We start from the raw sequence: 16,096 nt of genomic DNA, 5'->3' as shown, positions 1-16,096 counted from the left end.
TGATTTTGTTAGGTTTATAGGTTACCAAAAATGGTTTCCAAAAGTTTTACCAAATACTTTTACAAAAATGAAGTCTACTGTACAATAAAATTATTAAATTGTGCAGGGGGCTTTTTAGTGATAATCGGTTATGCCCGTGTTTCTACCGTTGACCAAAATTTAGACCGACAAATTATATTACTTTCTGAGTATGGTTGCGAAAAAATGGTTCAAGAGAAATTTACTGGAACTATTAAGGATAGAGGTGGACTTAATTCATTGTTAGATTTAATAAGGAAAGATGATACCGTTGTAGTAGAAAGTATTTCACGCTTAGGGAGAAGAACACTTGATATTCTTTCTATTATTCAGCAATTCGAGGATATAGGTGTAAAGTTTGTTTCTATCAAAGAGAACATGGATACAAGAACATCAACAGGAAAAGCCATGTTTCAAATGATGTGTGTCATCGCAGAGTTAGAAAGAAATTTAATTGTAGAAAGGGTTAAAGAGGGATTAGAAGCAAGTAGGAAAAGAGGAAAAAAACTTGGAAGGCCTAAAGTAGATCAAGGAAAAATTGAAATAGCTTTGAGGATGTATGACAGTAAAGAATACTCGGTAAAAGAAATTGTGGAAGGTACAGGACTTTCACAGGGATCATTATATCGAGCGATTAATAAAAGAAAACTAGAAAAAATGAATTAATAACTTGTTAGATTTTAGGGGAAATGTGATGGACTAGAGCAGCCCTTGTTACTGCCCTAACTTACTGTGATTGGAGTTGGTAATTTGGCATCTATTGAACGTACGGCTTACCCCAGGTTTAAAAAACGCCCCACTTCCAAAGAACTTCGTGATGTATACTCTCCCACACCCGAAGAGAATCAATTTGCACATAAAGTTGCTAGGGGGCCAGTTTCAGTTCTTAGTTTACTAGTTATGTTAAAATCTTTCCAACGTCTTGGTTATTTCCCTCGGCCGAAAGATATTCCTGTAGAGATCGTAATTCATATTCGGAGTTGTTTGAATATCTCTGCTAGTGTTGAACCGAATTACAACAGTAAATCAATTTACCTACATCAAAAAGCAATAAGAGAATACCTTGATGTACGTTCTTATGGAAAAGAAGTATTACATATTGCAACTACTTCAATTTATAAGGCCACACAGGCAATGGACAATCCGGCTGATCTTATCAATGTATCCATTGAAGTGTTAATAAAAGAAAGGTGTGAGTTACCTGCTTTTAGTACATTAGATCGACTGGCGCGCCGTATAAGGACATTAGTTAATCACCAGTTATTTAATGCATTATTTTCAAAACTGACTCCCGAAGTTAAGCAAAAATTAGACCACTTACTTGTTACTACAGATGATAATCGGACCTCTGAATATAACCTTTTAAAAGAAGTTCCAAAAAGCGCAACACTTTCTCATATGAGGGAAATCCAAAATAAATTACACTGGTTATCTAATTTTATAGAAGAAATTGATAACTTACTAGAAAATATTCCAAATTCAAAAATCAAGCACTTCGCTTTAGAGGCAAAAGCGCTTGATGTATCTGAATTAAAAGACTTTAATTTGCCTAAGAGATATATGCTGTTACTATGTATGACTTATCGCTCGAAAATTTCAGCTATTGATAGCTTGGTAGAGATGTTTCTCAAAAGAGTCAGAACTATACATAATAAAGGAAAAGAGGAGCTTGAACTCCTTCGAGAAAAACATAGATCAAAAACTGAAAATCTCATCTCTGTTTTGGTAGAAGTCTTGGATACCACAAGTATTAATGAGGACGATACCTTGACCGGTCAAAAAATAAAGGAGCTATTAGGAAAAAGAGGTGGTATTGACTCATTAAAAGAAGATTGCGAATCCATTTCATCATATAATGGCAATAACTACCTTCCCCTTTTATGGAAATTCTATAAAAGTCATAGGAAAACTCTTTTTAGATTGATTAGTATGATTGAAATAGATTCAACCACTCAGGATCAATCACTTTTAGAAGCCTTGCAATTTTTACGTAATCATGAGAACCGAAAAATTGAAAACCTACAAATTGATTTTGAGCTTTCATTTGTTAGTGAACAGTGGAAAAAAACGATTTATGTTCCTAAAGAAAATAACATATTACATCGTAAGCACCTTGAAATCTGTATTTTTTCCTATCTTGCGAGCGAGTTAAAAACTGGGGACCTTTGTGTGAAAGGGTCAGAAAATTTTGCTGATTACCGTGAACAGCTCCTTTCTTGGGATGAGTGTAAGCCGATGGTAGCTGAATACTGTAAAGAACTCGGTTTTTCTTCAAATTCAGAAGATTTTGTTCAACAATTAAAGCACTGGCTAGAAGATACTGCGCAAAAAGTAGATATAAGCTACCCTGATAACGGTCAGGTAATCATTAATGAAAATGGAGAACCCACGTTAAGAAAAATAATGAGAAAAGAACAACCTCAGACAAGTAAAGCGCTAGAGGCAGTTATTTCTCAACGCTTACCTGAACGAAATGTCTTAGATATTCTTTGTAATGTTGCACATTGGACAAAATGGACACGGCATTATGGACCATTATCTGGTTCAGATCCTAAGATTGAAAATGCAATGGAACGATATATCATTACTTCTTTTGGATACGGATGTAATTTAGGACCGACACAGACTTCCAAGCACATGAAAAAGTCAGTAACCCCACACATGATTTCATTTGTAAATCGTCGACATATTAACGCATCTAAAATCGACGAAGCCATTCGTGATATTTTAAATCAATACAATCAATTTAGTTTGCCTAAACTATGGGGTGATGGAAAATCGGCTGCTGCGGATGGAACAAAATTTGATCTCTATGAAGAAAACTTAATCTCAGAATATCACATACGATATGGAGGTTATGGAGGGATTGCGTATCACCATGTTTCAGATACTTATATTGCACTCTTTAGCCACTTCATTCCATGTGGGGTATGGGAAGCAGTTTATATTATTGATGGTTTGCTAAAAAATAAATCAGACATTCAACCCGATACCTTACATGCAGATACGCAAGGACAATCAACACCTGTTTTTGCACTTGCACATTTATTGGGGATTAATTTAATGCCACGTATTCGAAATTGGAAGGATTTAAAGTTTTATAGGGCTGATAAGGACACACAATATCACCACATTGACCAATTGTTTAGTGATACCGTTGACTGGGAACTAATTGATACACACTGGCAAGACCTGTTCCAAGTTGTTCTTTCGATCAAAGCCGGTAAAATATTACCCTCTACACTACTTAGAAAACTTAGTAACTATAGTAGAAAAAACCGATTATATCAAGCTTTTAGGGAATTAGGAAGGATTGTAAGAACTGTATTTTTGCTTAAATATATATCTGATATAAAACTAAGAGAGCAAATTGGTGCTAGTACAAACAAAGTCGAAGCATATAACGGATTTTCTAAATGGCTATTTTTTGGTGGCGATGGCATCATTTCAGAAAATGATCCAGAAGAACAAGAAAAGCGAATTAAATATAATGATTTAGTTGCAAACGCAGTAATATTCCAAAATGTATGTGACATAACACTTATTTTGTGGGAACTTTCTAAAGAAGGCTATGTATTTTCAAAAGAAGATATTGTCATGCTTAGCCCATATTTGACTAGGCATATAAAACGTTTCGGAGACTATATGATCGATTTAGAAAATGTCCCACAACCAATCGAGGGAGATATTCCTGTATAGTGTATAAGACGGGGAAAAGCAAAAGGGTCGTAGGTGGGAATTTATTCCACCCTATGACCCTTTTTTACACGTATCTCGGTCGTACCCCAATAACCGTTTTAGGACCAGTATATGCGGAAGAAGTAGTAAATGCAGGTGCAAGTGGTTATGGCATAATCCAAGCAATTTGGTTTGTTGGAATTGCACTCGGTGCATTTTATATTGGTAATAAGAAGACCAATAAGCTTTGGATTACACTAAGCCTAGGATTTGGCATTCAAGGATTTGCACAGTTGGCTTTTGGGCTAAGTAACCATATTGTTTTTTCGGCCCTTTGCTACCAGGATTATACTAACTCCAGCTATACTCATGGATAGGGTAGTTCCTAACTTATCTAATAAAAATCCAAATATACTATACCCAATAGGGAGGAGTAAGAGACCCCCAAACATTTGGAAACTAACTACGCGACCCAATACTTCTTCTTCAATTAATTCTTGGGTTGCACTATCCCAAATAATGATAAATGCTGTTAAACAAAAACCTATAGCTGCTAATAAGAGAAGTGATACTAATAAGGGAGGAGTGAACGATATACCCAATATAAACAGTCCGGATAAGGCCATGAATAAGTAATATAAAATCCCTCTTTTTCATATCCTTTCCAACCTACCGATAAGAGTAGCGCAGATCAAGGCTCCTATTGCCATAGCAGCTAGGAAAATTCCATAAATCTGTACTCCATTAAATGAATTGTCTGCATACACTAAATCGCTTGACCGGAATGAAGTAAATAAGGTTATCCGTGAGATTGATCGTTCTGGAAACATTAGAAACTTTGCTATTGCTCAATTACTAATAAACACTGGAATGAGACTAAAAGAATTAGTACATCTTGATCGTGGAGACCTTGATGTTTCTGAGAGGAAAGGTTCCGTAACCGTTAGATACGGAAAAGGTAATAATGAACGAAAAATTCCTTTATCTCCTGAAACTAGAAGATTCGTATTAAAATACTTAGAAATACGTAAAGACCAGCATGAAGCATTGTTCCTTTCTAATAGGAATAAACGCATTTCAGAAAGAACTGTTCAACATATTTTTCAAAAATATGAATGTACATGCTCTCAGACACACATTTATTACGAAACTTGTCAGAAATGGTGAAGACTTTAGCGTCGTCCAAGCATTATCAGGACATGCAAATGCGGATATGGTAATGAGATATGCTGCTCCTAATGAAGAGGATAAAGCAGATGCAGTTGCAAAATTGTGGTTGACGGATTAAGAACAAAACATCTAAAACAATTTGGTCATATCCCTGTTATAACGAGCTATGATATATAGCTCGTTTCCTTTTGTAAAATCTATGTTGATCAGAGAGAACCTCAGATATATCTACATGAATGTATGGAATATCTTTTTTAGCTTTTACATGTGTAGAATCAATAAGAACAACAAAGGATGGAGCGAATAGCCATATTAACAAAGTTTCTTTTAAAATACGGTAGTAGATTGGTTAGTAAAGGCCAGTATCGTGAGAGTGCCACGTGATATTTTTACATATTTCTAAAATGAAGAATTATATAGCCAACCTAAAGATAAAAAGCCTGTAGATGTGTTCTGCGAAGCAGACTGTCTACAAGCTGAGTACCGTTTGAAGAAAGGTTAATTTCATCAATTTGTAACCCGTTTTTCTAATAACCAAATATTATTTCTAAAATGCAGAAATAATTATGACTCCTTCAATCATTTAATTAAAACTTCAGGTGTGATTATTATTGATTCTGCTCTTCTTCAAGTTCGTTTTCACCTGGATCTTTTTCTTCAGAAGGCTCTTCAGTTGGATCTGGTTCTTGTTCATCATTAGGTGTACCACACCCAAACAATAACCCAGTTGTTAATAAAGCTGTAAACATACCTAACATGATTTTTTTAAATCTCATCAAAATCACCTCTATAGATTGAATTTTTTTCTCTACTTATTATTTCCCTTTTTTTTATCCTTATTTTTTAAAAGTTGAAACGAAAAATTTATCTGTCTGTAGGAAACAATATTTTTGCTACTTTGTTTCTTTGTAACCCCTCCTCTAAATAAGATTCATATACCCATTTTTCATACCTACAATTTTTTTAGCCATTTTCGGATACGATGAATCGTAGCCATCAAAATATGTACTTGTCCTCCTCGAACCTCGGTTTAAGGACAAGCCTGACTCTCTTAGGAATTGGTGATTACATTCTATCTCACTCCCTTCCGAAATGGTTAATAAATCGGTATTAATAAGATAGGCAATCAAATTGATTTTCAACCGAAATGACCGTACGTATTTAGACTGCGTTGTCTAAATACCGAATATCGGCATATCCTTTTTTTCTTCGGTACCAAGTTATTAAAATCGCTACCAAGATTAAAATAATTGACATTACTTGTGCGATACGTAAATGTTCAGTCAACATTAAACTATCTGTTCTCATTCCTTCGATAAAAAAACGACCGATTGAATAGTAGATAATATAAGTTAAAAAAAGCTCACCCCGTCTTAAATTCATTTTTCGGAGGAACATCAAGAAAACAAATCCGCAAAAATTCCAAACAGACTCATATAAAAATGTTGGATGATAATACGTTCCCTCTATATACATCTGATTAATAATAAAATCAGGTAAATACAGTCTCTCAAGAAATTCACGTGATACAGGGCCACCGTGAGCTTCCTGATTTATAAAATTTCCCCATCGCCCAATTGCCTGACCGAGGATCAAGCTTGGTGCTAAAATGTCAACAAGTTTCCAGAATGAAATATCTCGTATCTTTGAAAAAACTATAAACGTTAAAACAGTGCCTAATAATACTCCATGCATAGCTAGTCCGCCCTCCCAAATTGCAAAAATTTCATCTGGATGGGCAGAATAATACTTCCATTTAAATATCACATAGTAAGCACGTGCAAATACAATAGCAATAGGAACTGCAAAAAGGACTAGATCAACAAAGGTGTCTTTTGGAAGAGAACGTCGTTCACTTTCTTTGGTAGCGATTAAAAGGCCAATAATAGCACCTGTCATGATTATCACACCGTACCAATATATTCGAATAGGACCAAGACTAATCGCAACCCTGTCGATTGGTTCAATCAACCCTTCCATCTTCTCTCTCCTTTCCAACATTTTAAAATTTCTATTGGCGATGTTTTATCCAGTCAAAAAACCCTTTATAAAGAGAACACTTCTAAAGCATTAAGAAGTTTTTCAACTGGTGTAAAATTTTTATGCACTTGGTACTTGGGCAATGACTTGACCTTCAATCCGATTAAAGATATCATCTAGATCTCGACCGGTTATTGTTAAACCATGATTCTTGAGACCAATAATAGCCCTAGAAGGATCTTTAGCTTTTCGTGCTAAATCTGCAACAGTTTCGGCTAATTGAATTGTACCGCAAGGGTAATTAATTTCTGTGGCAATTACTCCATCCATCCATGCATGAATATGAACAATCGCACCAACATTTGGATGTTCTTTATAAATCATCCAATGTTCAATTGCATCTACAGATGCCCTTTTTGGAGAGATAGCAGTTGGAATACTTATTTCCATTGCATTCTTTATAGAATTAAACCCTTTGATGTATAAAATATCTTGTCCTATTACACGCATATTAGCTTTATTGACCCCACTAGCACTCATCCAAAAGTGAGAATCATTATGTCGACTACTTAGATTCCCATAACTTAGGCCACCTATCCCGTATAACTTCTTTAATTGACGCATATCACGAACGGACAAGTATTTTTCAAGAGGAAATGGAGCAGGCAATAAATTCATTCGGTCTAATTGCTTACCTGCCTCGTACATTTTTTGTGTTATTTCATTGCCATTCCATAAACTCTGGTCCAAATCATTGATAAACTGATTGTCTATGACTAGTTGAGCTGCTGCAACTGGTTCCAATCTTTGATAAATACTTTTGAAAAAATCTTCCTTTTCTACCCCATGATAGCTCAATTTGTAAAAACCTTGTTCAGGTGTTATAAAATAATGGTCTATATTTTCATTTTTTTGCACGATCAGAATTAATTGATTTGCTATTGTTCTTATAAGAAAAGGATAAGCGAATTCAAATATATTTTCAGGTTCTTCGTTCACAACTAGTATCGATACGACAAAAGTGGCTTGTGCTTTTCGACGATATGGTCGTGGTTTTTCTTGGTCGATTATATTAAATACCAGCCTAATATCATCAACTGGCTCTTCAAAAAATTCGTATCCCTCAATTAAAAATTTTTCTTTTAAACCTTCTGTATACCAAGTGAGAAATGGATCTTTTTTCAAACTAGTTATCGTGAAATTATTCATTTTCTTGAATTCCTCCTTATTTTTAGAAAAAATTAAGGTTCAAAAACCACTTTGATCGCAGTATGATTTTTCTTATTTAAAGCCGTACTAAGTGCATTCCTATAATCACTTAATGGAAATCGATGTGTTACTAAAGGAGAAAGGTTGACATTTCCACTGCGCATCAACGCAATTGCCAGTTCAAAAGTTCGTATTCTTTTTCCATTAAAATCCTCCGTGCTATAGGCAAAACTTCCTTTAACATTCAATTCATTAAGCCAAACTGTTGTCCAATCAATACCGTCCATTATGCCGGCAAGTCCTAGCAAAACAACTTTCCCCCCGTTTCTAGAAAAACGAAGCGCATCATTAATACTTTGTTTTTTTCCAACACATTCAAAAATAATATCTGCGCCTCCCTGTATAACTTTTGCTCCAAAAAGAGGGTTTAATACTTGAGCATTAAGAGCATTTGCTAAATTTTCGATATACGTGGTTTTCTGAAGTAAAATAATTTCATTAGCTCCGTATTTGGTTGCCAACTCTGCTTGGAAAGAGTGCTTTACCAAAGCGACAATCTTACATGGAATTTGGAGTGCTCGAATAGCGGCAATGATACATATACCTATAACTCCTCCCCCTATAACAAGAACAGTATCGTCTTCACTTGGTGGATTTCTTAAAACACTATGTAAAGCACAACTAAATGGTTCAACCATTACGCCGTTTAAATCATCCACCTCAGAAGGGAGTTTAAAGACCTGACTTTTATGAGCTACAAGACAAGAACTCCATCCTCCGCCAGTGTCACGGCATGCACCTATTAATAAACCCGGTGACAAGTGTCCCTCTGCTTTATATAAGCACAAGCTATAATTCCCTTTAACACAATTTGGACATGGATCGGGTATTTCTCTTGCAGCACACGATAAAATAGGATCAATTACAACCCTATCTCCCTTTTTTAATTCCGAAACTTGTGAGCCTAGTTCAGAAATCTCCCCGACAATTTCATGACCAATTGTGAATGGGAACGAAACATAGGGTGAAGTAGCAGGGCTATCATTTAAAAAAAGTAGATTTAAATCACTCCCACAAATACCCCCAAATTTCACTTTGACTTTTACCCAATGTTCGTTTGGTAAATGCGGTTCTGAGTGATGGCAATATTGCAGACAAGATAAGCTAGTATTCCAATAAACAGAAGGAATGAATCTTCCCACGATCTTGCTAAAAATATAAGGCTTCAATTTATAATCAAATTGCAAGGCTTCCAAAGATAAATCACCTACATTCATTCACTGAATTATAGTAGGTATTATTGCCTGTAAAATAACTCTTTATCCCTTAATTGGAAAATTTTTTTAGTTAAAGTAAAATTAATACTAATAAATACTAAGCAAGGTAAAAATATATAAGTAAAACACATAGTAAAGGTCTTAGATAGAAATTTAATAATTTAATAACTAGAAAAGAGGTTCTTTTATGAGTGATATAGGGAAGGTAACGGAAGGTGCAGTGAAAGCATATGAACTATTGCAACTAACGACAGATCTTCAATTAGACCTTTGGACAGAACATGTTGTATTTTCTTGGCGTTGGTGGTTACTTGCTATTTTAACAATAGCTCCTTGGATAATATGGTGGAAATTAAGAAAAAAAGAGAGTACACATCGACTCCTGTTAGTTGGATTTTTTGTAATGTTCCTCTCTGTATGGCTAGACAATCTTGGTGCCAAATTAGGATGGTGGTATTATACATACGAGGTATTGCCTATTGCTCCTGCTTATAAACCATGGGATATTAGTCTTATGCCAGTATTTATAATGTTCTTTTTGCAATATAAACCTTATATAAACCCTTTTATAAAAGCTGGCATCTTTGCTTTAATAGTATCGTTTGGCGCAGAGCCATTTTTCATGTGGTTAGGGTATTTTAAGTATCCTAATTGGGAATATATTTATTCCTATTTCATCTATTTCGCCATTTACTTAATTGCTCATTTTTTTTCAACAAGAGATAAGTTCGCTAAATTATGAGCAAAACTAATAAAAGTTAGTTCATACTTTTACTTAAATGACGATATGGTTCAAACAGAAATAAAATATAGAAGAAGTGGGGAACTTTCTGGATAATGAACATAGAAATAGGCTGTTGAAAAGACTTTTTCAACAGCCTATAGACTCCTTAAATAAATATTTTTAAGATAAACAATCTTTGGGAAATCTGCTTTTGACTAAAAGGCAAATCTAGTTAGATTTGGCCATTTATAATCGTAGTAGTTACCAGTCCGCATATCATTGTGAATCAGGAACTTACTCTTTTTCAACGTGGACGGTACATGGATAACCGTGGAGGGGCAAATGGATATTCATACTCGATTTCCTCATCAAAGGTTACATAGTCTAAGTAGATCATTGGCAATAGAATTCTTTGTCCTGTTTGCGGGTCACTTAAAATTAAATGGTCTCTCCCAGCAGCTTCAATGATTCCTTTAAATACTTTCGCATTCCATTCTTGATTGTTTTCAAAAGTGGCGTAGACGGTAGCCAACTTACCTTTATTTAAGCGAAGAATATTTTCAATATAGGATTCTTCTAAAGGTAGCATTCCTGGAACCTGTTGACCAAGCTGCGCAGGGAAAGTTTGAGCTGGAACACCATGTGCTACAGGTACTTGAGGCTGTATGTTTTGTAGAGCTGGAGTTTGATATCCGACTCCTGTATAGAACTGCTGAAAACCTGTTGGTGTAGTACCATAGTTTGGATACATGTTATTTCCCTCCTAGAAAGAAATTAAAAGACTCTTGGACAATCTTGCTGAGTAGGATGATAGAAACAATGAGATTTAAAGCGCCCAGAATTCCACTGATTGTACCATTGTGCGGGACAAGAACCATCTGGCCGAAAAAACCATAGGGAATTTGTAGCCGGATGGTAGCGTTGTCCTTTAATAACTTTTCGCGCTAAATCAATTTCCGATTGTCTTGCCCTTTGATAAAAATAACCTTTCTGTATGGCCTCAAAACCGCCGGGACTTTGGAAAACCATGTTCTGGATGCTTCGAAGTTGTATAAAATCTAAACAATCTGCTCTAACACGATTGACTCCAACATTTCCAACCATCAGCATCCCGAGATTTCCTTCTCCTTCCGCTTCGGCTCGAATCAGACGGGCAAGCAGTCTTACATGTGCCTCTGTATATTGAATAACACCCATACCTTTTCACCTCGCTTTACAATAGATCGAATTCTGTATGGTGAATAGACTGTTCCGAATGATTGAAGAATTGTAAGACCCACTAACTCATACATACAAAAATAATAAGAGAATTATTCCTATTTGTATTAAAAGGAAATAGCCGATTTAGCAAAGAGGATTTGTCTCGAAAAGGCAGTTTATGGAGACTGTTTAATGTCGAAAAAAGTGAAAACTGAGGTATTCGCTTGTTTTAAACTTTGGCTATCTTAAACAAGCTGTTTTGTAGCATAGATTGTTGTTATATAGGTTAATCATTTCACCCGTTGATTTGCGCTCCAAGCAATAATCCAAGGGTGGGAAAGGGAGTTTCCTTTTCCTAGTCCGTAGGGGGCTTCCTTTCCCCTCATTTCTTTCATAAGTCAAGTACCCTCCGCTACAAACAATTCAAATAAAATTGTAAAACGATCTTTACTAGGATATTTGAGCGTTATTTTACGATTTTTCATCAAAGAGAGAGAGAATATAACTTTTTAAGTCAACCATTCGGCGGTAGTGAGGTACTTCATCCGTACCAGTAATAATCATTGCAGACAATATTTCATTTTTATGAATCCCTCCATGCTCTCCTCCATCCTTATGTATTGGGGCAGCTTCGGAGTAGAATGAAAAGCCAGGTTTAGCTGCTAGTATCATGACAGGGACATCATGGCTTTTAAGTGCACTTTCTAGTTGATTTAAAATATCCGGGTAATCTCCATACCTTAATTTATTCTCTGAATGTACCTCAATAGACAATATATTAGGATCACCATCTATAGTCCACTCTTGATTATATTTGTCCCTCCATTTGCCACCAGACTTAAATTTAAAGATACCATTAACATCAGGACTTATGACATTGATCCAATTATTTTCAATCCAAGCACTTAATGCTATACGATTATCATTCATTGCAATATTGGCTAAGTTTGAAAATGACAACTTTTCATCGATAGAATAAACATATGTTAAACGATGATTGTTACCAAAAGCAATTTCTCCCTTGTCTACATTTCCAGAAAATCGGGAAATTTTATACTGTTCGTATATATCATCCAAATCTATTGTTAATTTTTCCTTGTTTTTAATCGTATTATCTTGCCCATGATCACCAATCACAATAAAAATATCTTCCTTGATTGCCTTCTCCCAACTTCCATAAGCATCTAAAACCTCTCCAAGATATTGGTCAGCTTTCTTTAGACCATCAATATACATTGGACCATGCTTATGGGCTTTTTTATCAAAATCGGGAAAATAAACAATTGAAAAATCTGGTAGTTTGTTTTGCCGAATTAATGTTTGTGTTACTTCAGAAGAATACTTATCATTTAGTCCATATTTTTTGAAGATACTATCAGGTAGTTTTTTTTCATGCATCAGCTCCGGCTGTACCAATTTACCGAAGGCTAAAATATCAGGTCCTTTTAATTCGATGTTTCTTGGCGAATGAGTTATCTTTCTTAATAATGTGGGAACCATTACTTCATAATCACGACTACCTCGATATACAAGAGTATTTATAGCTCCTGAAGTTCTTCCCCGGTTATGTAAATCTTCAAAAACTGTCGAAACTTCCTTACTTAAATGTTCATTATTCAAATTATATATAACGTCTTCAAACATAGCTGTAGGTCCTATTTTCAAAAATGCTTTTAAAGTTGAACCATAATTAACCAAACGATTTTCCTCAGGTTTATACCAAGTTAAGCCGGGAATTCTATGAAAATCGGGCATCGTTCCAGTTAGTATGGTACTTTCTATAGTGACTGACATTGAAGGAATTGGAGCAACTAAATCATCATAAAACATGCCGTTTTTCGCCAAAAACAGCAAGGCCGAAAAGTTATTATTTTTAAAACCTTCTCGCAATATTTCTCCTGTCATGGAATCGATTATTATCATAACAACATTTTTCTTTTCTGAAACTTCGTTTATGTTATAATCAGCTTCTATAAAAGAGAGACTTGACCCTTTAAAGCTAATAACTATAATTAAAAGAAAAATAAAAAGAAGTAAATAACGCCGCCTCATTGCTCAACCTCCAATTTCAGATTATTACTAACTCTATCTTAAATTCAACTTTTTTATACCAAGGGTTTGAGATCTTTGTAATAGTATCAAACTCTACCTATAGAAAATACATGGTTTAATAAAAATTTCAACTGCATACTTCCTAAAAAAATTTTAATAGGGAGAGTTTTATTGGAATATTTTCCCCTGATCCAGTTCATAATATTCAATAAAAATCAGTGTAGGAGTTCAGTCAGATGTTATGTTATATACATTGCTAAAACCCATTGCAAAATTAATATTGTACTTAAAGTTTCGTATAGAGGTTATTGGGACAGAACATATTCCACATCAAACACCATATATTGTAGCTGCCAACCATATTAGTAATTACGATCCTTTAGTTCTATCGTGTACTATAATGAGAAAAATCCATTATATGGCTAAAGTGGAATTGTTTCGAAGTCGTTTTTCTAGTTGTTTTTTTACTGCCCTACATGCTATTCCTATTGATAGGCATGGGGGCAATCCTATACGTCCCGTAAGGAAGGTATTGAAAATAATAGGAGACGGTGAAATTTTTGGTATTTTTCCTGAGGGGAAAAGGCGTAAAAATGAGAAAGAAATCCCACCGAAAAGAGGAGTAGGTTATTTTGCTTCCAAAACTGGTATTCCCATTTTACCGGTTGCTATCATATTTTTGGAAAATAAGTATCGTAAAACAATAAAAGTCATAATTGGACCATTAATATATGTCAATGATGTAAAAGTAGATAAATCTAAAGACACAACCATATCCTTATTTGTAATGGAACAAATAAAGACACTAATGATGCTGGAAAATCTGAATAAATAAGTATGGTTATGGCAGTATCCATTATGAATGTAAAAAGAGCCAAGATACGCAAGTAGTACATAAAAACCTTGCATTTTCGTTGGCTCTTAAATCCCAATTCTAAAACTCCCGTTATAACTATCATTCACATTCTATATGTTAAGATATATCAAAACACATTTTTGTCTTTAAAATTCTTTAAAGTAGTCATAAAAATAATTCCTAGTAGAATTCCTGGTACTACACACAACATCGGAAGCCAAATAGGACCCAATATTACTCCAAACAACCTAATAGTGGAGGAATATATACATCCTACGGTTACAAAAAAAGCTGCAAACACAAATGGAAAAAAAGAAAATTCATCTTTTCCTCCTCCTGCATCCTTAAACGCATCCCACATCGAGAAAAAATACAAACAAGGATAAAACATCAACCATTGATTAACATGAGCAATTGCTTTTTCAATATCGCCGTGAAAACTAGAAATAATAACTTCGTTAAGATTAGCCTTAATATTTACGATAAATTCTAACCCCAATAAAATTGTTCCTTTTACCAGTCTTCCGTTTATAAGTTGCCAAAAGCCAGGAAGTGCAATGCTCAATAATAACGCCTCTGTAGGTTTTTCCACAATATTCCCATTCCTTTACTAGGTCTTTTCATTTCAAGTGTTTAATGATGAAGTTTTCTCCAGCCACTCTTTTCACTTTGTAATATTTACAGAAAAATACATTTGTATACAATATAATAAATTAGGCTAAAATGGTTCTATTACTTAATGAATAGGTGAGGTTTTTGTATTGTTTCATAGTCAATAAAGTTTCCGGAAATGGAAGAGCTCTTAAAATTTGGAATAAAATTGAAAGAATACTTATAAAAAAAAATGTACTATATTGTGTTTATTATACAGAAAAACCAAAACACGCTACCTTAATAGTTCAAGAACTAATCAATGAGAAATGTAATTGTATTATTGTTGTAGTAGGTGGTGACGGAACCATTCATGAAGTTCTTAATGGACTAATCGGTTCCAATACACCCTTAGGAATAATCCCAGCTGGTTCGGGCAATGATTTCTCAAGGGGACTCGGTATTTCATTAGAACATGATAAGGCGTTAGATAGAATATTAAATGGTGAATCTAAAATCATTGATATTGGAATTGTCAACTCAACTTACTTTTGCACAGTTGCAGGAATAGGATTTGATGGGGAAGTTGCCTATGTATCTAATCAGTCCATATTTAAAAAAATCTTTAATTTAATTCGGATAGGTCATCTCACTTATATAATTAACACTATTAAGGTGTTGTTCCAATTCACTCCTGCCGATATCACTGTTGTTATTGATAAGAAAATATACAAATTTCAAAAAGTTTGGCTGGTCGCCGTAGCTAATTTGCCCTTCTATGGAGGTGGTCTTCCTATTTGTCCAAAAGCTGAATGCACTGATGGTTTATTTGATATCTGCATAGTGCATGGAATGACTAAATTTCAGTTTTTTCGTATTTTGAAATTAGTTCTAAAAGGACAACATATGTCTTCTCCTTCAATTAAAATAATTAAAGGAACAGAACTCGAAATAAACTCTTCAACTCCATTGATGATTCATGGAGATGGTGAAATAATAGGACGGACTCCAGCTCAAATTAGGATTGAACCGCATAGTTTATATGTTTTTTAATATTTTCCCAAAACAAAAATCCTTATTCTCTTTAGTCCATAAAATAAGGATTTTTGTTTGTTACTATATTATTTATCTCTTTTCATTTTTTCTAAAGCCTCATCATAATCAAATTCACCTAGGCAATGATCATATTATTTACAACACCAAAAAACTCTCTAATAAATTTGACCATGTACCAAATCTCCTTTCAATTTTATCAGATTCCAATTTCCCTTTAATCCTGTAAATCACAATGTACAATATTGCTGGTCTTAATTAATTGGCCTCATTCTTAACACCCCTATA

The 16,096-nt window shown here is 34.5% G+C and carries 14 protein-coding genes and 1 pseudogene; 7 read left to right on the top strand and 8 right to left on the bottom strand.

All coding sequences use genetic code 11. The features are described 5' to 3' along the window. Positions 1-117: 117 nt before the first annotated feature. From ACFFIX_RS21520 to ACFFIX_RS21505, 4 genes and pseudogenes are all read left to right on the top strand, one after another. Positions 118-684, top strand: coding sequence for a recombinase family protein (locus ACFFIX_RS21520; RefSeq protein WP_378937729.1), 567 nt, complete (start codon positions 118-120; stop codon positions 682-684). Positions 685-768: 84 nt separating this feature from the next. After that, on the top strand, positions 769-3,717 hold the full coding sequence (locus tag ACFFIX_RS21515; protein ID WP_251157371.1) for a Tn3 family transposase: 2,949 nt from the start codon (positions 769-771) through the stop codon (positions 3,715-3,717). Then, positions 3,717-4,073 (top strand): MFS transporter, encoded by a 357-nt coding sequence (locus ACFFIX_RS21510; protein ID WP_378937726.1) that lies wholly within the window; start codon positions 3,717-3,719, stop codon positions 4,071-4,073. The genes ACFFIX_RS21515 and ACFFIX_RS21510 overlap by 1 nt, the downstream gene beginning before the upstream one ends. Before the next feature lie 376 nt (positions 4,074-4,449). Further along, positions 4,450-4,984, top strand: a pseudogene (locus tag ACFFIX_RS21505) (tyrosine-type recombinase/integrase). A 490-nt stretch (positions 4,985-5,474) separates the two neighbouring features. Here the strand turns inward: ACFFIX_RS21505 and ACFFIX_RS21500 are convergent. From ACFFIX_RS21500 to ACFFIX_RS21485, 4 genes are all read right to left on the bottom strand, one after another. After that, complete coding sequence (locus ACFFIX_RS21500) at positions 5,475-5,642, bottom strand: hypothetical protein (protein ID WP_378937724.1); 168 nt, start codon at positions 5,640-5,642, stop codon at positions 5,475-5,477. A gap of 385 nt (positions 5,643-6,027) precedes the next feature. Beyond that, complete coding sequence (gene lgt, locus ACFFIX_RS21495) at positions 6,028-6,846, bottom strand: prolipoprotein diacylglyceryl transferase (protein WP_378937722.1); 819 nt, start codon at positions 6,844-6,846, stop codon at positions 6,028-6,030. Between the two features lie 120 nt (positions 6,847-6,966). Then, on the bottom strand, positions 6,967-8,055 hold the full coding sequence (locus ACFFIX_RS21490; RefSeq protein ID WP_378937720.1) for a class II aldolase/adducin family protein: 1,089 nt from the start codon (positions 8,053-8,055) through the stop codon (positions 6,967-6,969). A 32-nt stretch (positions 8,056-8,087) separates the two neighbouring features. Further along, entirely contained in the window at positions 8,088-9,311 is a 1,224-nt protein-coding gene (locus ACFFIX_RS21485; protein ID WP_378937718.1) for a zinc-dependent alcohol dehydrogenase, read from the bottom strand. Between the two features lie 208 nt (positions 9,312-9,519). Between ACFFIX_RS21485 and ACFFIX_RS21480 the strand changes: the two genes are divergently transcribed. Next, complete coding sequence (locus ACFFIX_RS21480; RefSeq protein WP_378937716.1) at positions 9,520-10,074, top strand: CBO0543 family protein; 555 nt, start codon at positions 9,520-9,522, stop codon at positions 10,072-10,074. 286 nt (positions 10,075-10,360) lie between these two features. Here the strand turns inward: ACFFIX_RS21480 and gerQ are convergent, their stop codons facing one another. From gerQ to ACFFIX_RS21465, 3 genes are all read right to left on the bottom strand, one after another. Beyond that, the gene (gerQ, locus tag ACFFIX_RS21475; RefSeq protein ID WP_378937714.1) at positions 10,361-10,807 is read right to left on the bottom strand and encodes a spore coat protein GerQ; all 447 of its coding nucleotides are present in this window, start codon (positions 10,805-10,807) and stop codon (positions 10,361-10,363) included. Positions 10,808-10,830: 23 nt separating this feature from the next. Beyond that, positions 10,831-11,253, bottom strand: coding sequence for a cell wall hydrolase (locus ACFFIX_RS21470; RefSeq protein WP_378937712.1), 423 nt, complete (start codon positions 11,251-11,253; stop codon positions 10,831-10,833). A gap of 474 nt (positions 11,254-11,727) precedes the next feature. Next, positions 11,728-13,308, bottom strand: coding sequence for an alkaline phosphatase family protein (locus ACFFIX_RS21465; protein ID WP_378937710.1), 1,581 nt, complete (start codon positions 13,306-13,308; stop codon positions 11,728-11,730). 241 nt (positions 13,309-13,549) lie between these two features. On the opposite strand from ACFFIX_RS21465, the gene ACFFIX_RS21460 reads away from it, so the two are divergent. Then, positions 13,550-14,143, top strand: a complete 594-nt coding sequence (locus ACFFIX_RS21460; RefSeq protein WP_378937708.1) for a lysophospholipid acyltransferase family protein — start codon at positions 13,550-13,552, stop codon at positions 14,141-14,143. Between the two features lie 148 nt (positions 14,144-14,291). Here ACFFIX_RS21460 and ACFFIX_RS21455 read toward each other — a convergent pair whose 3' ends face one another. Next, positions 14,292-14,756, bottom strand: coding sequence for a hypothetical protein (locus ACFFIX_RS21455; RefSeq protein ID WP_378937706.1), 465 nt, complete (start codon positions 14,754-14,756; stop codon positions 14,292-14,294). A 164-nt stretch (positions 14,757-14,920) separates the two neighbouring features. On the opposite strand from ACFFIX_RS21455, the gene ACFFIX_RS21450 reads away from it, so the two are divergent. After that, positions 14,921-15,808 carry a diacylglycerol/lipid kinase family protein gene (locus ACFFIX_RS21450; protein ID WP_378937704.1) on the top strand — a complete coding sequence of 296 codons (888 nt, stop codon included), beginning with the start codon at positions 14,921-14,923 and terminating at the stop codon, positions 15,806-15,808. The last annotated feature ends 288 nt before the right edge of the window (positions 15,809-16,096 follow it).

This window comes from Metabacillus herbersteinensis (assembly GCF_042433335.1).
GTDB classification, from domain to species: Bacteria; Bacillota; Bacilli; order Bacillales; family Bacillaceae; genus Metabacillus; species Metabacillus herbersteinensis.
This window is presented reverse-complemented; position numbering and strand designations above follow the sequence as displayed.

What these genes read in the sequence shown, in the direction of transcription:
- ACFFIX_RS21500 (WP_378937724.1), bottom strand. Translation starts at nt 5,642, where the DNA reads ATGAGATTTAAAAAAATCATGTTAGGTATGTTTACAGCTTTATTAACA.
- lgt (WP_378937722.1), bottom strand. Translation starts at nt 6,846, where the DNA reads ATGGAAGGGTTGATTGAACCAATCGACAGGGTTGCGATTAGTCTTGGT.
- ACFFIX_RS21490 (WP_378937720.1), bottom strand. Translation starts at nt 8,055, where the DNA reads ATGAATAATTTCACGATAACTAGTTTGAAAAAAGATCCATTTCTCACT.
- ACFFIX_RS21480 (WP_378937716.1), top strand. Translation starts at nt 9,520, where the DNA reads ATGAGTGATATAGGGAAGGTAACGGAAGGTGCAGTGAAAGCATATGAA.
- gerQ (WP_378937714.1), bottom strand. Translation starts at nt 10,807, where the DNA reads ATGTATCCAAACTATGGTACTACACCAACAGGTTTTCAGCAGTTCTAT.
- ACFFIX_RS21470 (WP_378937712.1), bottom strand. Translation starts at nt 11,253, where the DNA reads ATGGGTGTTATTCAATATACAGAGGCACATGTAAGACTGCTTGCCCGT.
- ACFFIX_RS21465 (WP_378937710.1), bottom strand. Translation starts at nt 13,308, where the DNA reads ATGAGGCGGCGTTATTTACTTCTTTTTATTTTTCTTTTAATTATAGTT.
- ACFFIX_RS21460 (WP_378937708.1), top strand. Translation starts at nt 13,550, where the DNA reads ATGTTATATACATTGCTAAAACCCATTGCAAAATTAATATTGTACTTA.